This window comes from Chelativorans intermedius (assembly GCF_025398255.1).
Lineage (GTDB): Bacteria > Pseudomonadota > Alphaproteobacteria > Rhizobiales > Rhizobiaceae > Chelativorans > Chelativorans intermedius.
This window is the reverse complement of the sequence record NZ_JAODNW010000004.1, coordinates 39682-62115: the sequence shown is the minus strand read 5'-3', so window position 1 is coordinate 62115 and position 22434 is coordinate 39682. Positions and strand designations below refer to the sequence as shown.

Genomic DNA, 22434 nt, shown 5'->3' with positions numbered 1-22434 from the left:
GTGGTCATGCCATCCCTATTTGGTGAGCTGCTCCTTGAGCGCGGCAAGCTTGGCGAAGGGCGAATCGGGGTCCACCCTTGTCGGGCGCTCGGGACGCGGCCCCTTGCGGGGTGCTGCGTCCTTGCCCTTGTCCTTGCGCCGGCCCTCGCCCGCCTGCGGAGGGCGGCCCTTGCCGCGGGCGCGGCGCGGGTCTTCCTGCCGGTCGCGGCCGCGCGGGCGCTGGTGCCGCTCGACGCGGGCCTGCCGCCAGACCATGACGGGTTTGGGCGCCTCGTCGGCCTGTGCCGCGGAAGACTCGGCAGGAGGAGCGGACTGGGCACACTGCGGGGCCGCGGCGCCGTCGGCGCCAGCGTCCTTCCCGCCACTGCCCTCCTCCGCCTCGCCGGAGGGCTGCGCCGGCGCGGGGGCCGGCTCCTCCGCTTCCGCCGCCGGCCCGGAGGGAACCTGCGGGGCGGCCTGCGCCACGTCCTGCGCCGGGCCGTCCGCGGGCGCGGCCTGCTCGGCCTCCGCAGCCCTGTCCAGCGCCTCCAGACGGGCGGCCACCTCTTCCGCCGGCTTCTCCTCGCCGCGATAGCCGAGCCCCTTGAGAATGGCCTCCATGTCCTCCGCCGTGGCGCCCAGGATCGACATCATGGCCGGGGTAACCACGAAGGCGCCCTCGTCATAGGCGCCATCCGGCCGTTTGCCGGCCCCCGGCTTCCAGTTGAGCGCTGGGCGGATGAGATCGGCCAGCCGCTCCAGAATGTCGACGCGCACGGCGCGCCGGCCCAGATTGCGAAAGCCGGCCAGGCGATAGAAGGCACGCTCGAAGGCGGGATCGGTGGCGATGGACGTGCGCCCGGCGGCGAGCGCCGCCACCACGTCGCCATAGCCGGGCCTGTCCTTCGCGTCGTGCCTGAGCGCCCACAGGAGCGTGGCAAGCCCGGCCGGCGCCGGCTTGATGAGCGCCGGCACGAAGATGTGATAGGCGCCGAAGCGCACCCCCAACCGGCGCATGGCCCCACGCGCCTCCTGGTCGAGCGCGCGCACTTCCTCGGCCACGTCGCGGCGGTTCAGCAGGCCGAAATTCTCCACGAGCTGGAAGGCCAGCCCGCGCGCCATGCCCGTGAGCGTGTCGGCCGCTTTCAGGTCGAGGAGCGGCTTGAGATGGGTCTCGATCTGGTAGGCGACGAAACGCTCGGCCCGCGCCGCCACCCTGTCACGCGCCGGCCCGGTGAGCTGCTCGTCGGCAAGCAGCACCACGCGCGGGCGCAGCGCATCGTCGCCCGCCGTGAGCGTGGCCACCGGCGCGCCGAGCCAGCGCAGCACGCCATCCGAGCCGAGCGCCAGATCGCCATTGGGCGCGGCGGCGAAGCGCTCGGCGCGCGTCTCGAACTCGGCCGCCAGTGCCTTCTGCGCGGCAGCCTTCACGGCGCGGGCATCCTCGCCCTCGGCGGTCTTGTCGGCGGTGAAGCGGAATCCCTGCATCTCCCCCACATGGTGCCCCTCGACCAGGACCTCTCCGGCGGGGCTGATTTCGGCTTCGGGCATCGCGTTCTCTCTCAGGCGCTTCATGAGCACGGAAGTCCTGCGATCAACGAAGCGTTTCGTCAATCGTTCATGCAGGGCATCCGACAGTCTATCCTCGATCTCGCGCGTTTTTTCCTGCCAGTGTGTCGGATCGGACAGCCAACCCGGGCGGTTGGAAACGAAGGTCCAGGTGCGGATCTGCGCAATGCGCGCCGACAGCGTGTCGATCTCGCCTTCCGTCGAGGCGGCGCGGCGCACCTGATCGGCCACGTAATCCTCGTTGACATGGCCGTGGCGCGCCAGATCGGTGAAGATGGCGGCGACGAGCTCGGCATGCTGGGCCGGCGCGATCTTGCGATAGTCGGGCAGCGCGCAGGCGTCCCACAGCAGCGCCACCCGGCTCTCGCCGGTGGCGAGCGCACGGATGTCCTCGTCCTTCGACAGCCGTTCCAGCACGCGCAGATCGGCCGCCGGCAGCGCCCGCGTCAGCCCTTCCAGGGGCGGGGCGGCCTCCAGCGAAGCCTTCAGCGCGTCGATGCTCGACAGGTCGATGGCGGCAGAGCGCCACTGCAGCATCTTCACCGGCTCGAACTGGTGTGTCTCGATGCGCTCCACCAGCGCGTCGGGCAGGGGATCGACCTGACCGGTGACGCCGAAGGTGCCGTCGCGCACGTGGCGGCCGGCCCGCCCGGCGATCTGCCCGAGCTCGGCGGCCGTCAGCTCGCGGTACTGGAAGCCGTCGAACTTGCGGTTCTGGGCGAAGGCCACATGGTCCACGTCCAGGTTGAGGCCCATGCCGATGGCATCCGTGGCCACCAGATAGTCGACATCGCCCGACTGATAGAGCGCGACCTGCGCGTTGCGCGTGCGCGGCGACAGCGCACCGAGCACGATGGCCGCGCCGCCGCGCTGGCGGCGGATCAGCTCGCCGATGGCATAGACCTCGTCGGCGGAGAAGGCGACAACGGCCGAACGCCGCGGCAGGCGGGTGATCTTCCTGGAGCCGGCATAGGAGAGCACGGACATGCGCGGGCGCGTGACGACGGAGATGCCGCGCAGGAGCCGCTCCAGGATGCCGCGCATGGTGGCCGCCCCCAGAAGCAGGGTTTCCTGGCGCCCGCGCAGATGCAACAGGCGGTCGGTGAAGATATGGCCGCGATCGAGATCGGCGGCGAGCTGCACCTCGTCGATGGCCACGAAGGCGGCATCGGTCTGGCGCGGCATCGCCTCCACGGTGGACACGACATAGCGGGCGCCGGGCGGCACGAGCTTCTCCTCGCCGGTGACGAGGGCCACGTTCCGCTCGCCCACCCGGGCGGCGACCCGCCCATAGACCTCGCGCGCCAGCAGGCGCAGCGGCAGCCCGATGAGCCCCGATTCATGCGCCACCATGCGCTCGATGGCCAAATGCGTCTTGCCGGTGTTGGTCGGCCCCAGAACCGCCGTCACGCCGCGCCCGTCGAGGGCGGCAGCTTCGCTGTTTCTTGGCTGAATGTTCATCCGCAGCCTGATCTTGCGCGCGTGCCCCTTGAGCGACATCCCGCCGCCGCCCGTCAGACATATAGGAAATGACGGGTGGAACGAAAGGCAAAAAGCGCCGGCGGTTAATCTTTGGAACGAGTCTGGAACGAATCAGCGACGAATCACTGACTCGCCGAGATTCTTTCTTTGTTCACCCCAAGATATGGGGTAGGCGGCGGCTCCCGCTTCCACATGATGAATCGCCGTTCTCCACCGCCGCGCGCGGGTCTGCCCCGGCGTTAACCTTTCCGCCGCCGGCCCGGGCCGGCCAGGGCCCGGGCTCGCCCAGGATTCGGATTTCATTAAGCTTTCTGAACGCGTGGTTAAGCCCAGCGCCACGGACGGGCGCGCCGGCGTTAACCTTTCGGCCAAACCCGGAACGAATCGGCGACGAATCGCTGATCGGCCGATGTTCCATGTATGTTCCATACCAGATATTGTGGTTTCCACAGCCTGCGAACAGATGCTTCACAGCCTGTCCACAGGCGGCGGGGCATGGCGGTTAACGAAGCTGTGCCATTCCGGCGCACAGGCGGGCGGCGGGCGCTAGGCCATGTACTGACCGCCATTGGCCGACAGCGTCGAGCCGGTGATGAAGCCGGCCTCCTCGGAAGCGAGGAAGACGACGCAACGGGCGATCTCCGCCGCCTCGCCCAGGCGGCCGACGGGAATCTGGGCGACGATCTTCTCGCGCACCGCCTCCGGCACGGCCATCACCATGTCGGTGGCGATGTAGCCGGGGCACACCGCATTGACGGTGATGCCGGCGCGCGCACCCTCCTGCGCCAGCGCCTTGGTGAAGCCGATGTCGCCCGCCTTGGCGGCCGAATAGTTGGCCTGGCCCATCTGCCCCTTCTGGCCGTTGATGGAGGAGATGATGATGATGCGGCCGAAGCGGCGCTCGCGCATGCCAGGCCAGACAGGGTGCGTCATGTTGAAGACGCCGGTGAGGTTCGTGTCGATGACGGCGCGCCACTCTTCGGGCGTCATCTTGTGAAACATGGCGTCGCGGGTAATACCGGCATTGTTGACGAGCACATCGACCGGCCCGAGCTCCGCCTCCACCTTGGCAATGCCTGCCGCGCAGGCATCGTAATCGGCCACCGACCAGCGATAGACGGGAATGCCCGTCTCCTCGGCAAAGCGGCTGGCCGCCTCGTCGTTGCCGGCATAGTTTGCCGCCACCTTGTATCCGGCGTCCCTAAGCGCCACCGCGATTGCCGCGCCGATGCCCCGGGTTCCCCCCGTCACGAGTGCGGTTCTGGCCATGTCTTTCCTCCCGTTGTGATGCGTGAACAGCGAATGGGGAGCATAAAGAGGGCGGGCCTGCCAACTACTCCCTACTCCCTACTCACTATTCCCTGTTCCCCGTTCGCTATCTCTCCACGCACATTGCCACGCCCATGCCGCCGCCGATGCACAGCGTGGCAAGCCCCCTTTTAGCGCCGCGCCGGCGCATCTCGAAGAGCAGCGTGTTGAGCACACGCGCACCGGAGGCGCCGATGGGGTGGCCGATGGCGATGGCGCCGCCATTGACATTGACGATGTCCGGATTCCAGCCCAAGTCCTTGTTGACCGCGCAGGCCTGGGCGGCGAAGGCTTCGTTGGCCTCGACAAGATCCAGATCCTCGACCCGCCAGCCGGCCTTCTCCAGCGCCCTGCGCGAGGCGGGAATGGGGCCGGTGCCCATCACCGCCGGGTCGACGCCGGCCGTCGCCCAGGAGGCGATGCGCGCCAGGGGCTCGATGCCGCGGCGGGCGGCCTCCTCCTCGCGCATCAGCACCACGCCGGCCGCGCCGTCATTGATGCCGGAGGCATTGCCGGCCGTCACCGTGCCTTCCTTGTCGAAGGCGGGCCTGAGCTTGGCCATCCCCTCCAGCGTGGCGCCATGGCGGATATACTCGTCTTCCTCCACGACGAGGTCGCCCTTGCGCGTCTTCACCGTGACGGGGATGATCTCGTCCTTGAAGCGGCCGGCCTTCTGCGCCGCTTCCGCCTTGTTCTGCGAGGCGAGCGCGAAGGCGTCCTGCTCCTCGCGGGAGATCTGGAAGGCACGGGCGACATTCTCCGCCGTGATGCCCATGTGGTAGCCGTTGAAGGCGTCCCAGAGCCCGTCGCGGATCATGGTGTCGATCATGGCGTAGTCGCCCATCTTCACACCGCCGCGCAGATGCGCACAGTGCGGCGACAGCGACATGGACTCCTGGCCGCCGGCCACCACGACGTCGGCATCGCCGCAGGCGATCTGCTGCATGCCGATGGCGACCGCGCGCAGGCCCGAACCGCAGACCTGGTTGAGGCCCCAGGCCGTCGTCTCCTTCGGAAGGCCGGCGGCAACCGCGGCCTGGCGCGCCGGGTTCTGCCCCTGCCCGGCAGTCAGCACCTGGCCGAGGATCACCTCGTCCACCTCGCCTGGCTCCACCTTTGCCCGTTCGAGCAGGGCGCGGATGACCGCGGCGCCGAGCGCGTGGGCCGGCATCTGGGCGAAGGACCCGTTGAAGGACCCCACGGGCGTGCGCGCCGCGCTGGCGACGACGATGGCGTTGGAGGACGGCATGGCTCTCTCCTTGCTGGACGCGGATTGTCTCGATACGCTTTTGTCGCGTTCATTCCGCATCGCGTCAAGCGGCCAGAACGGCGTAGGCGGCTTAGCGCATGCAGCAAAAACCCCTTTCTTTTGCGGTTCTCTTTCGCATATCCTGTCTGGCAGGCAGGGCCCGATGCCGGCCCGACCAGGACACCGCGCAGGGGGTGAGCGAATGCCCGGAAAAGACGACCCGGTGGTCATCAAGAAATATGCCAACCGCCGCCTCTACAACACCGGCACAAGCACCTATGTGACGTTGGAAGACCTGGCCGCGATGGTGAAGCGCGACGAGGAATTCGTGGTGCAGGACGCCAAGACGGGCGAGGACATCACCCATTCCGTTCTCACCCAGATCATCTTCGAACTGGAGAACGACAAGAACGGACAGAACATGCTGCCCGTGTCCTTCCTGCGCCAGCTCATCTCCTTCTATGGCGACCAGATGCAGATGGTGGTGCCGAGCTTTCTGGAGCAGTCCATGCTCGCCTTCGCCAGGGAGCAGGAGCGCCTGCGCGAGCAGATGACCCAGGCCTTCGGCAAGACCCCGATGGGCGACATGATGCAGGTGAGCGCGCCCATGAAGATGATCGAGGAGCAGACGCGGCGCAACATGGAGATGTTCCAGGAGGCCATGCGCATGTTCTCCCCGGTCCCGCCCTCCGATCCGGCCGCCGGGCGCGACAGGGCCGGCGAGACCCGCGACCTGAAGGAGCTGCGCGAGCAGGTGGCGGAGATGCAGCGCAAGATCGACGCCATGTCGAAGGATTAGGGCATCTTGCAGCCAGATGGAATCATCTGGCGTCGCACAAATGCGGCAAAAACAAATAGATGGACCGGATCAGCGTTTCAATGAAACGATCAACCGGTCTGGCGGCCGGAGGAAAGGCCGCCGCCGCAAGGCGGATCGCCAAAACAAAAAGGGAAAGGCTGGCACGAGGCCAGCCCTTCCACATGTTGCCTGAGATCCGGGGAAGCCTGAAACGGAAGGCGCTCACATCTCTTCGCGCATCCGCTCCAATGCGTGATCGGTGCATCCGGCGCCGGCAGGCGGTTCCGCCTGCCCGGCAAGATGCCCCTAAGCCTCCTTCGGCTCCAGAACCTGGCGGCCGCGATACATGCCCGTCTTCAGATCGATGTGATGCGGGCGGCGCAGCTCGCCGGAATCCTTGTCCTCGACATAGGTCGGCTTCTTCAGGGCGTCGGCCGAGCGGCGCATACCGCGCTTCGACGGCGTCGTCTTTCTCTTCGGTACAGCCATGGTACTCTCCGCTGTTCGGTCAGCCGCTCCTGCGGCCCTGATGATCGAGGGCCCTTGACGGTACGGCCGGGCAATCTGGAATTCGCGCCGCCTATACACGCCTCTTTGCTGTTTGGCCAGTGGGGCACGGCGATTTTTTGCGCCGGCGAAGGCGCACGCCGCTCATTCCTCCTCCGCCCGCAGCGCATAGTCGCGGACGAGCGCGGGGTGCGCAAGCCCCGCATGCAGCATCAGGAGCACGATTTGCGCGTCCCGCCCCTCGCCCGCCTCCAGCGCCGCCTCCAGCCGTTGCGTGGCGGCGGCAAGCTGCGCCTCGTCGTTTTCCCGCGCGAAGCCGTCCGGCCCCAGCGCCAGGAACGCCATCAACAGGCCCACCGGCGGATAGGCGGCGGGCGGCGGCTCCTCCGCACCATCCCCCGCCATCAGCCCGACAGCGGCGAGCTTCACCCCTTCCGGCACCTGCGCGGGGTGGAGGCCGGCCAGACGCAGCGCCGCATCGAGCCGGCGCAGATCCTGCGAGCGGCCGAAGATGCCGAAGAAGCCGAGGGCGGTGCCGCGCCTGACCATGGCCTTCTTCCCCCTATCCCAGGCAGCCGACATAGGCGCCGGCCTTGCGCGCCCTGCCCTCGATGATGGCGGCAAGCCGGCTGAGCCCTGCCGTCGGGCTGGCCGGGTTGCGCGCATACGGATTGGGCAGGGTGACGGCCAGAAGAGCGGCCTGACGTGCCGTGAGGCTGCTTGCCGGACGGCCGAAATAGTGCTGCGCCGCCGCCTCGACGCCATAGAGATTGGGGCCCCATTCGGCGATGTTCATGTAGATCTCCATGATGCGCCGCTTCGGCACCAGGGCGTCGAAATAGAGCGCCAGCGGCGCCTCCAGCGCCTTTCGCAGATAGGAGCGCCCGGACCAGAGGAAAAGGTTCTTCACCGTCTGCATGGGGATGGTGGAGGCGCCGCGCGGGCGCTCGCCCGACAGGGCATCGTTGACCACGGTGTTGATCGCCTGCCAGTCGACGCCGGCATGGGAGCAGAACTGGCCGTCTTCCGACATCATGACGGAGTGGATCACGGCCGCACCCATTTCGTCGAGGCCCACCCACCGGCGCTCATAGCCCTGCAGCCGCGCAAGATCCGCCAGCATCAGCGTCGAGACCGGATGCACTGAGGAAAGGCGGTAAAGCGGCGTGAGCGCCAGAGGCAGCAGCGCCACGACGAGAAGGAGGACGCCAAGCCGGCGCAGCCAGCGCCGCCACAGCCCGGCCCCGGCCCGGCGCCCCCGCCGGCGCGCCGCATCCGACCGTTTCTGACCGTCCACCCTTGGCGCCGGCACCTGCTTCTCCCCTGCGACTGCGCCCCGAAATACCCATCGCCGGCCGCACTGGCAACGGGCAGCCTGCCGAAAGGCTTGACCGTGGCGGCGAATAAGGCCATCGCTCGCGCCATGGACGAGACGACGAAACAGACCTTCGAGGCGCTGCTGGCCGAAAGCGCCGAGGCCGTGGAGGCCATGCTGCGCGAGCTTCTGGACGCGCGCCCGCTGGACGGCGAGGTGGCGCGCCCCGCCGGCCTTCTGGCGGCCATGCGGCATGGCGTGCTGGGCGGCGGCAAGCGGCTGCGTCCCTTCCTGCTGATGGAGAGCGCCCGCCTTTTCGACGCGGCCAGCCAGGCGGCGCTGCGCGTGGCGGCGGCGCTCGAATGCCTGCACTGCTATTCGCTCATCCATGACGACCTGCCGGCCATGGACGACGACGACCTGCGCCGCGGCCGGCCGACGGTGCACCGGGCCTTCGACGAGGCGACGGCCATCCTGGCCGGCGACAGCCTGCTCACCCTCGCCTTCGACATCATCGCGGACCGGCGCACCGCGCTGCCGCCCGACACCCGGCTGGAGCTGATCAGTCGTCTGGCGCGTGCCGCCGGGATGGGCGGCATGGCCGGCGGCCAGGCACTCGACATCGCCGCCGAACGCACGCCGCCCGACGAGAAGGGCATCATCGCACTGCAGGCCATGAAGACCGGCGCCCTCATCCGCTATGCCTGCGAGGCGGGCGCGGTGATCGGAGGGGCGGACACGGCCGATCGCGAACGGCTTTGCGCCTTCGGCGATGCCATTGGCCTTGCCTTCCAGCTTGCCGACGACCTGCTGGACATGACGGCGAGCCCCGAGGCCCTGGGCAAGGCCACGGGCAAAGACGCGGCCGCCGGAAAGGCGACGCTCGCCGGCCTGCACGGCGAGGCATGGGCGCGCCGGCAGCTTGCCGGCCTTGTCCAGCAGGCGGAGGAGCTTCTCGAACCCTTCGGAGAAAAGGCCGCCGTCCTGCGGCTGGCGGCACGTTTCGTGGCGGAACGGGAGTGGTGAATAGTGAATAGTGAATAGTGAATAGTGAATAGTGAATAGTGAACTATATATGCGGGTGTAGAGACAAGAAAAGGTGAGCGGTATTTACAAATTTTTCTGATCTATATCCCATTCGCCATTCACCATTCACCATTCACCATTCACCATTCACCATTCACTATTCACTATTCACTATTCGCTACTCGCTATCCACCATCCCCCTCCAGCAACCTCGCGCCCGGCCCCTCTTCCGCCAGCGTGTCGAAGGGGTTGCGGAGAGGGCAGGTCTCCACCGACAGGCAGCCGCAGCCGATGCATTCGTCCAGATGATCGCGAAGCCGGGTCAGCTTGCGGATGCGCTCGTCGAGATCGGCGCGCCAGTGCTGTGAAAGCCTGCGCCAGTCCGCGGCCGTGGGCGGGCGTGCTTCTGGCAGCGTCTTCAGCGCTTCGCCGATGGTCGCCAGCGGAATGCCGAGCCGCTGCGCCACCTTGATGATCGCAACCCGGCGCAGCACGTCGCGGCCATAGCGGCGCTGGTTTCCCGCCGTGCGCCGGCTGGCGATCAGCCCCTTTGCCTCGTAGAAATGCAGCGCCGAAACGGCGAGACCGCTGCGCCGCGCCACCTCCCCGACGCTCAGCTCGCGGGCCAGCGGGGCCTTCCTGCCTTTCATTCCGTCCTCTCCAGAAACATGAAGCAAGGTTGAGATGTAAAGCCGCCCCCGTCAAGAACCGTGCCGGGGCTGCGAAGATCTCTGCTGCTTCTTCATCGTTAATCGCTGCTTAAGCGGTCTGTCCGATCTTTAAGGAAACAGGGAAACGGATGGGGGCACCGTTCATGTCTACTGTCGTGACACGCCGCTACATGCGCGGACGGATGATCACCGTGCTGGTGGGCTTTGTGCTGGCCGTGATGCTGGGAACGGGGGTCGTGCTCTGGCAGATGGAGCGCGCCAAGAACCAGGTCCGCTTCGGCGCCTTGCTCGACTATATGGCCGATGCCGCGGGCGACGTTCTCTACAGCGCCCTGCGGCTTGAACACAGCAGCCTGCACCTGGCGCCCCGGCATTCCGCCCATGCGGCTGGGCTGCACGGCTATGCCGCGCCGCGCCAGGAGCGGGGAGGACCCTCCTCCATGGAGCAGGCCCGCGCCGCCCTCGCCGCGGCGCTGGAACGCCTGGAGAAAGGCTACAACGCGATGGAAATGGCAGCCAGCGGCGACATCACCACGCTGGAAAGCCAGCGCCTGGCGGCCGCTGCGGCCCGGCCCGGCCAGAATGCCCGGCAGGCACCGGTGATCGCCGGCATAGCCGGGCTGACGGTTCCGCCCGCCGTGCGCGTCGTCTGGGAGGGGGGCGAGGGCCACGCTTCGCTCAAGGCGGAGGTGCAGAGCGTCCTCACGCTGGCCAACCGGCTCGACATCTTCAACGACTACTCCGCTCCCGCCGCCCGCCGGGTGTTCGCCGAGCTGCAGGTGCTGGCCAACCAGAAGATCAGGCCGCACATCCACGCCGTCTCCCAGACGCTACAGGCCGAGACCGTGGCCACCTACGGGACGCTGCAGCTCACCCTCGTCTTCGCCGGCCTCGCCATGATCCTGGCGACGGTGATGGTGGGGGCGCGCATTCTGCTTCCCATGATCCAGCGCATCCACGAGGCGCACCAGGAGCTTCATGACGCCAATGTCTCGCTGGCGGCGGAGAAGCTGCGCGCCCAGTCGGCGGACAAGACAAAATCCGAGTTCCTGGCCAATATGAGCCACGAGATCAGGACGCCGATGAACGGCGTGATGGGCATGGCCGAGCTGCTCGCCCGCACCGAGCTCGATCAGCGCCAGGCAATGTTCGTGGATGTCATCATCAAGTCGGGTGCAGCACTGCTCACCATCATCAACGACATTCTCGACTTCTCGAAAATCGACGCGGGCCAGCTCACGCTCGACCCCGCCCCCTTCCGTCTCGGCGAGGTGATCGAGGACGTGGCCACGCTGATCTCGCCGCGCGTCGCCGAGAAGGATCTGGAGCTGATCGTGCGTGTGGACCCCGCCCTGCCGCCCTCTCTCGTCGGCGACATGGGCCGCTTCCGCCAGATTGTCACCAATCTGATGGGCAATGCGGTGAAGTTCACCGAGCGCGGCCATGTGCTGGTGGACGTGTCCGGCACGGTGCACGCGCAAAAGGCGGACATCACCGTGCGTGTCGAGGATACCGGACCCGGCATTCCCGAGGACAAGCTCGAAGCGGTGTTCGAGAAGTTCGCCCAGGTCGACTCCTCCTCCACGCGCCGCCACGAGGGCACGGGGCTCGGCCTTGCCATCGCCTCGCGCCTCGTCGAGCTGATGGGCGGCACGATGGGCGTGGAAAGCACGCCCGGCAAGGGCTCCACCTTCTGGTTCACCCTGACGCTCGACATCGACAGCGCCGAGGCCCGCCCACGGCCCATCCCCATCGACGTTTCCGGCGCGCGGGTGCTGGCCGTCGACGACAATCCGATCAACCGCGACATCCTGCTCGAACAGCTCAGGAGCTGGGGTTTCGACTGTGCGGCGGTGAGCGGCGGCGAGATGGCGATGGCGTTCGTGCGCCGCTCCGCCGAGCTCGGCGCGGCGGTCGACTGCATCGTGCTGGACTATCAGATGCCGGACATGAACGGTGCGGAGGTAGCCCGCCGCCTGAAGGCGGATCCGGCAAGCGCCGCCATCCCGATCGTCCTGCTCACCTCCGTGGACCAGTCGGAGACCGGGCGCCTGGTGGCCGAAGGCGTTATCTCCCAGCAGCTCAACAAGCCCGCCCGTTCCTCCGCGCTTCTGGAGGCGCTGGTGGCGGCCATGCAGGCCGCAAAGGCGGCCACCGACCAGCCCGCCGAAACACCGCCGCAGCCGGCGCCGCGCCCGCGCCTCGTCGCCGATGGCGAGAAGGCGGCGGCGCCCCGCACCTCCTCTGCGCCGCTCGACGTGCTGGTGGCCGAGGACAACGAAGTCAACCAGCTTGTCTTCAGCCAGGTGCTCGACCAGCTCGGCCTGACCTACCGCATCGCCAGCAACGGGCGCACGGCGGTGAAGATGCACCGGGCCTTGCAGCCCAGGCTGGTGCTGATGGACGTGTCCATGCCGGAGATGAACGGGCTGGAGGCGACGGCGGCCATCCGCGAGGCGGAAAGGGCGCTCGGCCGCCACACGCCGATCATCGGCATCACCGCCCATGCGCTCACCGGCGACCGCGAGAAATGCCTGGAGGCGGGGATGGACGACTACCTGTCGAAGCCCATCTCGCCGCAGAAACTGTCGGCCAAGATCGACCAGTGGCGGGAAAGGGACCCGGCGCTCGCGACGGCCTGAGCGCCTATTGCGCGGCCGCCCGGCCGCGCCCGAAGCGGCGTTCGATATAGTCGGCCACCATCTTCTCGAAGTCGGCGGCGATGTTCGGACCGCGCAGGGTGGCGGCCTTTCTGCCGTCGACGAAGACCGGGGCGGCCGGGCTTTCGCCCGTGCCCGGCAGAGAGATGCCGATGTCGGCGTGCTTCGACTCGCCGGGGCCGTTGACGATGCAGCCCATGACGGCCACCTGGAGCGCCTCCACGCCGGGATATTTCTCGCGCCAGACGGGCATGTTGCGGCGGATGTCTTCCTGAATCTTCTGCGCCAGCTCCTGAAACACGGTGGAGGTGGTGCGCCCGCAGCCGGGGCAGGCCGCCACCACCGGCACGAACTGGCGAAAGCCCATGGTCTGCAGGAGCTCCTGTGCCACCTGCACCTCGCGCGTACGGTCGCCGCCGGGCTCCGGCGTCAGCGAGATGCGGATCGTGTCCCCGATGCCCTGCTGCAGCAGGATGCCCATCGCCGCCGAAGAAGCGACGATGCCCTTGGTGCCCATGCCGGCTTCCGTCAGGCCCAGATGCAGGGCATGGTCCGAGCGGCGCGCCAGCTCCGTGTAGACGGCGATGAGATCCTGCACCTGGCTGACCTTGGCCGACAGGATGATGCGGTTTCGCGGCAGACCGATCTCCTCGGCCATCGCGGCCGAAAGCAGCGCCGACTGCACGATGGCCTCACGCGTTACCTCCTGCGCGGTCAGGGGGGAGCCCCTGGCCTGGTTCTCGTCCATCAGCCGGGTCAGAAGCTCCTGGTCGAGCGAGCCCCAGTTGACGCCGATCCGCACCGGCTTGTCATACCGGATCGCCGTCTCGACGATGGCCGCGAACTGGCGGTCCTTCTTCTCCCTGAAGCCGACATTGCCCGGATTGATGCGGTATTTCGCCAGCGCCTCGGCACAGGCCGGATGGTCGGCGAGCAGCTTGTGGCCGATATAGTGGAAATCGCCGACGAGCGGCACGAAAAGCCCCAGCCGCTCCAGTCTCTCGCGGATGCGCGGCACGGCGGCGGCGGCTTCGTCGCGGTCGACGGTGACGCGCACGATCTCCGAGCCGGCACGGTGGAGCGCGGCCACCTGCGCGACGGTGGCATCGACATCCGCCGTGTCGGTGTTCGTCATGGACTGCACGACGACGGGGGCTCCGCCGCCCACCATCACGCCGCCGACATCCACGCCGACGGAAGCCCGGCGCGGGAAGGGAGAAGAGAAATAGCCGGAAACGGCCTGGGCGGTCATGGCCCCGTGTCCCGTGTTCAAACCTGTCGCGCCCCGTGAGGTGGCGAAACGGCGGGCAAATGTCAATGCCGGCCCCTATCTTCTGACGCGCAGGAAATCCGCCCTCACCTCGGCCTCGCAGGCTTCCATGTAGCGCCAGGCGGCGAGCATGTGCTGATACATGATGGCACGCACGCTTTCGCTGTCGCCCGCCCGCAGCGCCGCGATGAGCCGCGTCTGGTAGGAAAGCCCGCTCTCGCGCAGCGCCGGGTTGGGGCGGTCGTAGATGCGGCGGCAGACGGCGAGGTTGCGCAGGAGGTTCTGCAGGAATCCGCACATGAAACCCAGCACCGGATTGGGGCTGAGCGCCGCCAGCACGGCGTGGAAATCGAGCTCCGCCATGCGCTGGCGGTATTCCTCGCCCACCGTTTCGGGTGGATGGTCGTAGACGCGCATGGTCTCTTCGAGCCGCTGATAGTCCTCCTCGGCCAGCCGCCCCACCAGGCTCGCCGCAAGCTCCGGCTCGAGCTGGCAGCGCACCGCATAGATGTCGGCCACCGAGGGCTGGCGGAAGAAGAAATAGTTGCCGAGAAGCTCCATCGCGTGGGTCTCGTCGAGGGCCGCGACGAAGATGCCGCCGCGCGGGCCGGTGCGCGTCGTCACCAGCCCCTGCGCCTCCAGCGAGCGCAGGGCCTCGCGCATGGTGCCCTTGGAGGCGCGGAAGCGCTCGATGAGCGCCTTTTCCTGCGGCAGGGGATCGCCCGGCTTCAGCCGCTGGGCGACGATCCAGTCCTTGATCTCCTCGCAGATCGCCGCCGGCCGTTTCGGCCCGCGCGGCGGCCGCGGCCTGCCCTTCTCGGCCACGCCCGTCATTGCGCACGCTCCAGCGCGTCGTCGCCCAGCGGGTGGAAGCACGCCGCATGGCGGCCCGCCTCGCGCGTTTCGAGCGGTGGGCGGGAGGCACGGCAGTCCTCCGCCGCGCGCCGGCAGCGCGGCGCGAAGGCGCACCCCGGCGGCGGATTGTAGGGATCGGGAAGCTCCGCCAGCCCCTCCTCGCCGGTCAGGCCCTTTTTTCCGGGGACCGGGGCGGAGTCGAACAGCAGCTTCGTATAGGGATGGCGCGGGCATGCAAAAAGCGCATGGGCGGCCGCCTCCTCGACGATGCGCCCGAAATACATCACCGCCACCCGGTCGGAGACGCTTTCGACCACCGACAGATCGTGGCTGATGAAGACATAGGTGAGGCCGAAGCGCGCCTTGAGGTCATCGAGCAGGTTCAGAACCTGCGCCTGCACCGAGACGTCGAGCGCCGAAACCGGCTCGTCCAGCACCAGGATCTCCGGTTCTGCGGCGAGCGCGCGGGCGATGCCGATGCGCTGTGCCTGGCCGCCCGAGAATTCGTGCGGGTAGCGGTCGAGGAACTCGGCCCTGAGGCTCACCGCGTCCATCAGCGCCGCCAGCCGCTCGCGACGCTTGCCGGCCGGATAGCCGAGCAGGTGCTTCATCGGCGCCTCCAGAATGCGGCGGATGGTCTTGCGCGGGTTGAGCGAGGAGACCGGGTCCTGAAACACATACTGGATGCGGCGGGCAAGGCCGCGCGGCGAGGTTCTGGCGAGCGTCGTCACGTCCTCGCCCTTCAGGCGGATGGTGCCGGCCGAGGGCGCGTCGAGCCCCACCAGCATGCGCGCCAGCGTGGACTTGCCGCACCCCGATTCGCCGACAATGCCGAGCGTCTCGCCCTCGCGCAGCGCAAGGTCCACCCCCTGCACGGCATGCACGCCGGGCTTCGGCCTGCCGAGGAGCGTGCGCCCGCCGCCGAAGATGCGGGTAAGCCCATGCGTTTCCAGCACCGTTGCGCTCATGACACCTCCGCCTTCCGCGCTCCCAGCGGCTTGATGCAGCGCACCGCGCGGGCCGGCCCGAAGCCTTCCAGCGCGATGTCGCCCTGCCGGCAGCGTGCCTCCGCGTGGGGGCAGCGTGGCGCGAAGGCGCATCCCTCCGGCAGGCGGTTGACCGCCGGCGGCAGCCCGGCAATCGCGTCGAGCCGCCGCTCGGGCCTGCCCAGCACCGGCACGCAGTCGATGAGCTTGCGCGTATAGGGGTGAGCGGGCGCCGCCAGCACCTCGTCCGTCGGCCCGGTTTCCACGATGCGGCCGGCATACATGACAGCCACGCGGTCGCTGATCTCCGAGACCACGCCGAAATCGTGGGTGATGAAGAGAAGCGCGGAGCCCTTTTCCTCCTGAAGCGCGCCCATGAGCTTGAGGATCTGCGCCTGTACGGTGACATCGAGCGCGGTGGTCGGCTCGTCGGCCACCAGGATCTCGGCATCGTTGGCAAGCGCCATGGCGATTGAGACGCGCTGGCGCATGCCGCCGGAAAGCTGGTGCGGATAGGCGTTTGCCCGCTCGGCGGCGTTGGGGATGCGCACCAGCTCCAGAAGCTCGACCGCCCGCTTCCATGCCGCGCGAAAGGCAAGCGGCTGGTGTGCGCGGATGGCCTCGGCCACCTGATCGCCGACGGTGAACAGGGGATGCAGCGTCGACAGGGGGTCCTGGAACACATAGGCGAAGGCGCCGCCGCGCAAGGTGCGCAGCTCCGCTTGCGAGGCTTCCAGAAGGTCGCGGCCCCGATAGAGCACGCGCCCGCCGGCAATCCGCCCCGGCGGCGTGGGAACGAGCCCGAGCAGCGACATGGCCGTGACGGACTTGCCCGAGCCCGACTCGCCCACGAGGCCCAGGCATTCGTGCCTGCGCAGGGCGAAGCTCACCCCGCCCACGGCCTTGTAGACCTCGCGGCCGACGTGGAACTCCGTGCGCAGGTCGCGCACGTCGAGGGCCGCCGGGGAAGGCGCCTGCGGCATCGCCGGCACGTGCGTGCGCTCGACGGCGGTGGCGGCCGAAGGGCGCGAAAGCGCGCCGGACTTGAGCCTCGGGTCGAGCACGTCGCGCACGCCGTCGCCCACCAGATTGATGCTCATGACGAGGGCGAAGATCATCAGGCCCGGAATGATGGAGACATGCGGCGCGTTGAAGAGCAGCTTGCGCCCCTCACCCAGCATCGATCCCAGATCGGCCTGCGGCGGCTGCGCGCCGAGCCCCAGGAAGGAGAGGCCCGCGGTCTCCAGGATCATCCAGCCCACGGTGGTCGACATGGTGATGACGATGACCGGCAGCACGTTGGGCAGCACCTCGGAAAGCAGGATGCGCAGATGCCCCTTGCCGGACAGGCGCGCGGCATCCACAAACTCGCGATGCGCCAGCGAGATCGTGACGCCGCGGATGTTGCGCGCGAAAAATGGGATGTTGACGATGGCGATGGCATAGAGCGCGTTCATGAGGCCGGGGCCGAGCACGGCGACGATGGCAAGGGCAAGCAGGATGTAGGGAAAGGCCATCAGCATGTCGATGCCGCGCATCATGACATTGTCCGTGCGCCCGCCGGCATAGCCGGCGACAAGGCCGATGGCCGAGCCTGCCACCGCTGCCACCAGCGTGGCCGACAGGCCCACGGCGATGGAGACGCGCGTGCCCCACAGGAGGCGGGACAACAGGTCGCGGCCGAGCTGGTCCGTGCCCAGGAGATGGCCCTTGCTCAGCGGCGGAAGCAGCCGCCTCGCCGGGTCCGTGATGTCGGGCGGGGCCAGCGGCAGAAGGGGCGCCAGGAGCGCGGCCAGCGCAAGGAGCGCGAGCAGCGCCAGCCCGAAGGCGGCCAGCCGGTTGGCCACCAGCAACGTGAGGAACCCCGGCCGCCCGCCGGCGGCGCGCGCCTGCGCCGCAGCACTCATGTCTTCAGCCTCGGGTCGAGCGCATGCTGGGCGAGATCGGCCAGCAGGTTGAACAGCACATAGCTCGCCGCCACCACCAGCACGCCGCCCTGCACGAGAAGCAGGTCGCGCGTGGAGATGGCCTGCACCAGCATCCGCCCGATGCCCGGCCACTGGAACACGGTCTCGATATAGACCGCGCCACCCAGCACGAAACCGGCCTGGATGCCGATGACCGGGATGACGGAAACGAGCGCCGCCTTGAAGGCGTGGCGATAGATCACCCGCCGCTCCGACAAGCCCTTGGCGCGGGCGGTGCGGATATAGTCCTGCCGCAGCACCTCCAGCATGGCGGCGCGCGTCAGGCGGGCGATGACGCCGGTGGCCACCACCGCCAGCGTGACGGCGGGCAGGACGAGATGGCGCAGCAGATCCGCCAGGTCTCCCCCGCCATAGACCGCATACATGCCCGACGGCGGCAGGAGTCGCAGATTGACGGCGAAGACGAGGATGAGCAGAAGCCCCAGCCAGAAAGAGGGCATGGAAATGCCGATGAGCACGAAGAAGGTGACGATGCGGTCCGTCCAGCCGAACTGGCGCACCGCCGAGACGATGCCGGCGAGAAGCCCGAAGACCGTACACAGGAGAAGCGCCGCGCCGGCAAGAATCAGCGTCGCGTTGAAGCGCTCCAGCACCTCGTCGATGACCGGCCTGTTGAGCGAGTAGGAGCGGCCGAAATCGCCCTGCAGCAGGTTGGCGAGCCAGATGAGATACTGCTCGGGCAGCGTGCGGTCGAGGCCGAGCTGGCGGTTCAGCCGCTCGACATTCTCCGGCGTGGCATAGGCGCCGAGAATGGCGGTGGCCGGATCGCCGGGGATCAACGCCATGATGAGGAAGACGATGACGGTAAGCCCCCAAAGCACCGGCACCGCCATGGCGATGCGCTTGAGGAAATAGGCGAGCATCGGCGCCTCCGGCTGGGCGGGCGCAGAGGCGGCATCCGCGGATGCCGCGCCCCGCTTCCCGCGTGGCTTACGGCTTGGCGACGTCCTTCAGCAGGAGGAAGAAGGACGGCTGCAGGTCGAAGTTCTCCACCCGTGCCGTGGAGACGGCGTTCTGCTTCCAGTTTGCGACGAAGGCCCAGGGCGCGTCCTCGTGCACGATCTCCTGCATCTGCTTGTAGAGGGCGGCCCGCTCCTCCTGCTCGGTGGCCTGGCGCGCCTGCTCCAGAATGGTGTCCACCTCCGGGTTGGAATAGTAGCCGGAGTTGAAGCCGCCATTTTCCGGGAAGGCGTCGGTGCGCAGGGTAAGATAGGGCAGCGTGTCGGGATCGTTGGTCATCCACGCCATCTCCGCCATGTCCGCCTTGCCCTCCAGGCCCGGATTGACCTCGCCGAGGAAGGTGTTCCATTCATAGGTCTCGATCTTCACATTCATGCCCACGGCGGCGAGATCGGCCTGGATGGCCGTGCCCATGGCCACCGGGTCGAGCATGCCCGAGCCGCCTTCGGTGACATAGAAGACGACCTCCTCGCCGTTGTAGCCCGCTTCTTCCAGAAGCTCCCTGGCCTTCTGCGGATCGTGGGGATAGGGCTCCAGCGCCTCGTTATAGGCCCAGGCGAAGGCGGGCGGCGTGGGGCCGGCGGCGATCTCGGCCGTGCCCTGCAGCACGTTTTCCACCAGCGCCTGCTTGTTGATGGCGTAGTTCACCGCCTGGCGCGCCGCCTTTTTGTCGAAGGGTGGCTCCTTCATGTTGAGGATCAGGAACCAGACATGCGGCCCGGCCTGTTCATGGACCTTGAACGCCGGGTCCTCGGCGAAGCGGGCGATGTTGTCCGGGGGGACCTCGACCATCAGGTCGATGCCGCCGGCCAGCATCTCCGCCACCCGCGTGTTGGCATCGGTGATGGGGCGGAAGACCACCGCCTCCAGCGCGGGAGCGCCGTCCCAGTAGTCCGGGTTGCGCTCCACCACCACGCGGGTGTTGCTCTGCCACTCCACGAAGCGGAACGGCCCGGTGCCGGAGGGATGGCGGCCGAAATCCTTGCCGTGCTCCTCCACCGCCGCCGGCGAGACGATGAGACCCGTCGGATAGGCGAGGTTGGACAGGAACGGCGCATAAGGCTCGTTGAGAGTGAAGGTGACCGTATGCTCGTCCTCCACCGTCACCGCCTCCACCGCGGAGAAGAAGAAGGCAAGCGGAAACGGGCCCGTGTCGTGATAGGGGTGGTTCTCGTCGAGCATCCGGTCGAAGTTGAACTTCACCGCCTCCGCGTTGAAGGGGGAACCGTCGTGGAAGGTCACGCCCTGGCGCAGGCGGAAGGTATAGGTCTTGCCGTCCTCCGAGATGTCCCAGCCGGTCGCCAGCGCCGGCTCCACCTCCAGCGTGCCGTCGCGATAGCGCACCAGCCCGTCATAGACGTTCATCAGGATGCGGAAATCGTTGACCGCCGTCACGGCGTGCGGATCGAGCGATTTCGGCTCGGCGATCTGGCCCACGATCAGAACGTTCGGCGGGGTCTGCGCCGCGGCCGGTTGCAGGCCCGAGACGGCGAAACCGGCCATGGCCAGCGCCGCCAGCGCGCCTTTGAGCGCGCGCGAAATTCCTGTCATGACAGCCTCCACTGTTTCCCCTCGGAGTTGGATTGCGGATTGAGATCGTAATTTATCATGATAAATATGCAAGGATGAATTTCGCCCCGGCAGGAAACCCAGCATGACCGGCACCGCCCCCCGCATTAACCTTGCGCGCCTGCGTGGCGACCTCGAAAGGTTGGGGCAGATCGGCCGCAATCCCAGGACCGGCGGCATCGACCGGCTGAGCTTTTCCGATGCCGACATGGAAGGCCGGCGCTTCGTCGCCGGGTTGATGGAGGCGGCGGGGCTATCCGTCTCCATGGACGGGGCGGGCAATCTCTCGGGGCGCTGGGAAGCGGGCAGCGGGCCGGTTCTCATGCTGGGCTCGCATCTCGACAGCGTGCCCGACGGCGGCATGTTCGACGGCGCGCTCGGCGTGCTTGCCGCGCTTGAAAGCGTGCGCGCCATGAGGGAGGCGGGCTTTGCCCCGGCCCGGCCCGTCGAGGTGATCGCCACCGCCGAGGAGGAGGGACGCTTCGGTGGCATGTTCGGCGCCCAGGCGCTGGCCGGCCAGGTGACGCGCGAATGGCTGGAGACGGCGCAAGACGAGGCGGGGACGCGGCTTGCCGATGCCATGCGCGCCCAGGGACTCGACCCGCTGGCCGCGCTCGACGCGAAGCGGCCGCAAGGCTCCATCCACGCCTTTCTGGAACTGCATGTGGAGCAGGGGCCGGTCCTGGAGGCCGCGGGCAAGCCGGTCGGCATCGTCAGCGGAATTTCGGGTGTCTTCAACTGGACGGTGCACCTGTCCGGCGAGGCCAATCACTCCGGCACCACGCCGATGGAGATGCGCCGCGACGCCTTCATGGGACTGGCCGATTTCGCCCATTCCATTCCCGAGCTGATACGGCAGCACGGCAGCGCGGCCAGCCGCGTGACCATCGGCAAGGTGGTGGTGGAGCCGAACTTCCCACACACCGTGCCGGGCGCGGCCGAGTTCACCCTCGTGGCGCGCGACATGGAAGAGCGGGTGATGCGGGCGCTGGCGGCGGGCGCACGGGCGCATCTGAAGGCCGCGGCGGCGCGGTACGGCCTTTCCGTTTCCATCGAGGAGACGAGCTGGCTGCCCCCCTCCCCCTGCCACCCCGACGTGGTCGCCGCCTTCCGGCGGGCGGCCGGCAAGCTCGGCCTCGACGCGCCCCTGATGGCGAGCGGCGCCGGCCACGACGCGCAGGTCATGGCGTCCGTCACCCGTGCCGGCCTTCTCTTCGTGCCCTCCGTGGGCGGCATCAGCCACGCGCCGCAGGAGAAGACCGACTGGGCCGACATCGAGGCGGGCGCCAGCCTGCTCATGCACGCGGCCATGGAGCTTGCGGCCTGAGGCAAGGCAGCTTGGCAGCCATGCTGCGTTGCAATACCATCCCCGCCGTTCGGCAGGGAGAGATTTTCCGTGAGCAAGACAAGAACCGCCATCGTTACCGGATCCACCTCGGGCATCGGGCTCGGCATCGCCCGCGCGCTCGCCGCCGACGGCTGCAACGTGGTTCTCAACTCCTTCACCGAGGGGGAGGAGGAGCGCGCGCTGGCCGAGGGCATCGCCCGCGAGTTCGGCGTCGAGACGGCCTATATCCGCGCCGACATGGCAAGGGGCGGGGAATGCCGACGCCTCGTGGAGGAAACGGTGGAGCGTTTCGGCGCCCTCGACATCCTCGTCAACAATGCCGGCATCCAGCATGTGGCGCCGATCGAGGCGTTTCCCGTCGAGAAATGGGACGCCATCCTGGCGATCAATCTCACCTCGGCGTTCCACACCATCGCCGCCGCCGTGCCGCACATGAAGCGCCAGGGCAAGGGGCGCATCGTCAACATTTCCTCCGCCCACGGTCTGCGCGCCTCGCCCTTCAAGTCGGCCTATATCGCCGCCAAGCACGGCATTGTCGGCCTGACGAAGACGGTGGCGCTGGAACTTGCCGACCATCACGTCACCTGCAACGCCATCTGCCCCGGCTATGTGCTCACGCCGCTGGTGGAGGCGCAAATCCCCGAGCAGATGGAAGCCCACGGCATGGACCGCGACACGGTGGTGCGCGAGGTGATGCTCGCCAGGCAGCCGATCCGCGACTTCGCCACCGTCGAGCAGATCGGCGCTGCAGCGGTCTTCCTGTGCTCGGAGCATGCTGCGCTCATTACCGGCACCACGCTTTCGGTCGACGGCGGCTGGACCGCCCGCTAGACCGGTTCATCGTTTCATTGAAACGCTGATCCGGTCCATCTCTTTGTTTTTGCCGTATTTGT

At 68.0% G+C, this 22434-nt stretch carries 19 protein-coding genes; 5 read left to right on the top strand and 14 right to left on the bottom strand.

Annotated features, from left to right (window positions below; translation table 11 throughout):
- Positions 1-15: 15 nt before the first annotated feature.
- From NYR58_RS05600 to NYR58_RS05590, 3 genes are all read right to left on the bottom strand, one after another.
- Positions 16-3009 carry a helicase-related protein gene (locus NYR58_RS05600; protein ID WP_261519498.1) on the bottom strand — a complete coding sequence of 998 codons (2994 nt, stop codon included), beginning with the start codon at positions 3007-3009 and terminating at the stop codon, positions 16-18.
- Positions 3010-3576: 567 nt separating this feature from the next.
- The gene (gene phbB / locus NYR58_RS05595; protein ID WP_261519497.1) at positions 3577-4299 is read right to left on the bottom strand and encodes a beta-ketoacyl-ACP reductase; all 723 of its coding nucleotides are present in this window, start codon (positions 4297-4299) and stop codon (positions 3577-3579) included.
- 106 nt (positions 4300-4405) lie between these two features.
- On the bottom strand, positions 4406-5587 hold the full coding sequence (locus tag NYR58_RS05590; protein ID WP_261519496.1) for an acetyl-CoA C-acetyltransferase: 1182 nt from the start codon (positions 5585-5587) through the stop codon (positions 4406-4408).
- Between the two features lie 202 nt (positions 5588-5789).
- Here NYR58_RS05590 and phaR point away from each other — a divergent pair, with 202 nt between their 5' ends.
- A complete protein-coding gene (gene phaR, locus NYR58_RS05585) occupies positions 5790-6386 on the top strand; it encodes a polyhydroxyalkanoate synthesis repressor PhaR (protein ID WP_261519495.1) in 597 nt (198 codons plus the stop codon).
- A 22-nt stretch (positions 6387-6408) separates the two neighbouring features.
- On the opposite strand, the gene NYR58_RS05580 is transcribed toward phaR, so the two are convergent.
- From NYR58_RS05580 to mtgA, 4 genes are all read right to left on the bottom strand, one after another.
- On the bottom strand, positions 6409-6612 hold the full coding sequence (locus NYR58_RS05580) for a hypothetical protein (RefSeq protein WP_261519494.1): 204 nt from the start codon (positions 6610-6612) through the stop codon (positions 6409-6411).
- A gap of 80 nt (positions 6613-6692) precedes the next feature.
- Positions 6693-6875: a 50S ribosomal protein L32 gene (gene rpmF, locus NYR58_RS05575; protein ID WP_261519493.1), complete on the bottom strand. Its 183-nt coding sequence runs from the start codon at positions 6873-6875 to the stop codon at positions 6693-6695.
- Between the two features lie 162 nt (positions 6876-7037).
- The gene (locus NYR58_RS05570; RefSeq protein WP_261519492.1) at positions 7038-7442 is read right to left on the bottom strand and encodes a hypothetical protein; all 405 of its coding nucleotides are present in this window, start codon (positions 7440-7442) and stop codon (positions 7038-7040) included.
- A gap of 13 nt (positions 7443-7455) precedes the next feature.
- Positions 7456-8205 carry a monofunctional biosynthetic peptidoglycan transglycosylase gene (mtgA, locus tag NYR58_RS05565; protein ID WP_378074686.1) on the bottom strand — a complete coding sequence of 250 codons (750 nt, stop codon included), beginning with the start codon at positions 8203-8205 and terminating at the stop codon, positions 7456-7458.
- A gap of 111 nt (positions 8206-8316) precedes the next feature.
- Between mtgA and NYR58_RS05560 the strand changes: the two genes are divergently transcribed.
- Positions 8317-9234, top strand: a complete 918-nt coding sequence (locus NYR58_RS05560) for a polyprenyl synthetase family protein (protein ID WP_261519530.1) — start codon at positions 8317-8319, stop codon at positions 9232-9234.
- 185 nt (positions 9235-9419) lie between these two features.
- On the opposite strand, the gene soxR is transcribed toward NYR58_RS05560, so the two are convergent.
- Positions 9420-9884: a redox-sensitive transcriptional activator SoxR gene (gene soxR, locus NYR58_RS05555; RefSeq protein WP_261519491.1), complete on the bottom strand. Its 465-nt coding sequence runs from the start codon at positions 9882-9884 to the stop codon at positions 9420-9422.
- A gap of 164 nt (positions 9885-10048) precedes the next feature.
- Here soxR and NYR58_RS05550 point away from each other — a divergent pair, with 164 nt between their 5' ends.
- Positions 10049-12547: a hybrid sensor histidine kinase/response regulator gene (locus NYR58_RS05550; protein ID WP_261519490.1), complete on the top strand. Its 2499-nt coding sequence runs from the start codon at positions 10049-10051 to the stop codon at positions 12545-12547.
- Between the two features lie 4 nt (positions 12548-12551).
- Here the strand turns inward: NYR58_RS05550 and ispG are convergent, their stop codons facing one another.
- From ispG to NYR58_RS05520, 6 genes are all read right to left on the bottom strand, one after another.
- Positions 12552-13817: a flavodoxin-dependent (E)-4-hydroxy-3-methylbut-2-enyl-diphosphate synthase gene (ispG, locus tag NYR58_RS05545; RefSeq protein ID WP_261519489.1), complete on the bottom strand. Its 1266-nt coding sequence runs from the start codon at positions 13815-13817 to the stop codon at positions 12552-12554.
- A gap of 75 nt (positions 13818-13892) precedes the next feature.
- Positions 13893-14669 carry a FadR/GntR family transcriptional regulator gene (locus NYR58_RS05540; RefSeq protein WP_261519488.1) on the bottom strand — a complete coding sequence of 259 codons (777 nt, stop codon included), beginning with the start codon at positions 14667-14669 and terminating at the stop codon, positions 13893-13895.
- Positions 14666-15658 carry an ABC transporter ATP-binding protein gene (locus tag NYR58_RS05535; protein ID WP_261519487.1) on the bottom strand — a complete coding sequence of 331 codons (993 nt, stop codon included), beginning with the start codon at positions 15656-15658 and terminating at the stop codon, positions 14666-14668. The genes NYR58_RS05540 and NYR58_RS05535 overlap by 4 nt, the downstream gene beginning before the upstream one ends.
- Entirely contained in the window at positions 15655-17583 is a 1929-nt protein-coding gene (locus NYR58_RS05530) for a dipeptide/oligopeptide/nickel ABC transporter permease/ATP-binding protein (RefSeq protein ID WP_261519486.1), read from the bottom strand. Before NYR58_RS05530 ends, NYR58_RS05535 begins: the two co-directional genes overlap by 4 nt.
- A complete protein-coding gene (locus tag NYR58_RS05525) occupies positions 17580-18527 on the bottom strand; it encodes an ABC transporter permease (protein ID WP_261519485.1) in 948 nt (315 codons plus the stop codon). Before NYR58_RS05525 ends, NYR58_RS05530 begins: the two co-directional genes overlap by 4 nt.
- Before the next feature lie 67 nt (positions 18528-18594).
- Entirely contained in the window at positions 18595-20175 is a 1581-nt protein-coding gene (locus NYR58_RS05520) for an ABC transporter substrate-binding protein (RefSeq protein ID WP_378074685.1), read from the bottom strand.
- A gap of 103 nt (positions 20176-20278) precedes the next feature.
- On the opposite strand from NYR58_RS05520, the gene NYR58_RS05515 reads away from it, so the two are divergent.
- Both NYR58_RS05515 and NYR58_RS05510 read left to right on the top strand, forming a co-directional pair.
- Positions 20279-21520 (top strand): Zn-dependent hydrolase, encoded by a 1242-nt coding sequence (locus tag NYR58_RS05515; RefSeq protein WP_261519484.1) that lies wholly within the window; start codon positions 20279-20281, stop codon positions 21518-21520.
- A 69-nt stretch (positions 21521-21589) separates the two neighbouring features.
- Positions 21590-22372, top strand: coding sequence for a 3-hydroxybutyrate dehydrogenase (locus tag NYR58_RS05510; RefSeq protein WP_261519483.1), 783 nt, complete (start codon positions 21590-21592; stop codon positions 22370-22372).
- The last annotated feature ends 62 nt before the right edge of the window (positions 22373-22434 follow it).

Bases quoted from the DNA above. Each gene is read 5' to 3' on its own strand.
- NYR58_RS05530 (WP_261519486.1), bottom strand. From the start codon at position 17,583: ATGAGTGCTGCGGCGCAGGCGCGCGCCGCCGGCGGGCGGCCGGGGTTC.
- NYR58_RS05520 (WP_378074685.1), bottom strand. From the start codon at position 20,175: ATGACAGGAATTTCGCGCGCGCTCAAAGGCGCGCTGGCGGCGCTGGCC.
- rpmF (WP_261519493.1), bottom strand. From the start codon at position 6,875: ATGGCTGTACCGAAGAGAAAGACGACGCCGTCGAAGCGCGGTATGCGC.
- NYR58_RS05550 (WP_261519490.1), top strand. From the start codon at position 10,049: ATGTCTACTGTCGTGACACGCCGCTACATGCGCGGACGGATGATCACC.
- NYR58_RS05540 (WP_261519488.1), bottom strand. From the start codon at position 14,669: ATGACGGGCGTGGCCGAGAAGGGCAGGCCGCGGCCGCCGCGCGGGCCG.
- NYR58_RS05570 (WP_261519492.1), bottom strand. From the start codon at position 7,442: ATGGTCAGGCGCGGCACCGCCCTCGGCTTCTTCGGCATCTTCGGCCGC.
- NYR58_RS05535 (WP_261519487.1), bottom strand. From the start codon at position 15,658: ATGAGCGCAACGGTGCTGGAAACGCATGGGCTTACCCGCATCTTCGGC.
- NYR58_RS05590 (WP_261519496.1), bottom strand. From the start codon at position 5,587: ATGCCGTCCTCCAACGCCATCGTCGTCGCCAGCGCGGCGCGCACGCCC.
- NYR58_RS05600 (WP_261519498.1), bottom strand. From the start codon at position 3,009: ATGAACATTCAGCCAAGAAACAGCGAAGCTGCCGCCCTCGACGGGCGC.
- phbB (WP_261519497.1), bottom strand. From the start codon at position 4,299: ATGGCCAGAACCGCACTCGTGACGGGGGGAACCCGGGGCATCGGCGCG.
- NYR58_RS05525 (WP_261519485.1), bottom strand. From the start codon at position 18,527: ATGCTCGCCTATTTCCTCAAGCGCATCGCCATGGCGGTGCCGGTGCTT.
- ispG (WP_261519489.1), bottom strand. From the start codon at position 13,817: ATGACCGCCCAGGCCGTTTCCGGCTATTTCTCTTCTCCCTTCCCGCGC.
- NYR58_RS05560 (WP_261519530.1), top strand. From the start codon at position 8,317: ATGGACGAGACGACGAAACAGACCTTCGAGGCGCTGCTGGCCGAAAGC.
- soxR (WP_261519491.1), bottom strand. From the start codon at position 9,884: ATGAAAGGCAGGAAGGCCCCGCTGGCCCGCGAGCTGAGCGTCGGGGAG.
- NYR58_RS05515 (WP_261519484.1), top strand. From the start codon at position 20,279: ATGACCGGCACCGCCCCCCGCATTAACCTTGCGCGCCTGCGTGGCGAC.
- phaR (WP_261519495.1), top strand. From the start codon at position 5,790: ATGCCCGGAAAAGACGACCCGGTGGTCATCAAGAAATATGCCAACCGC.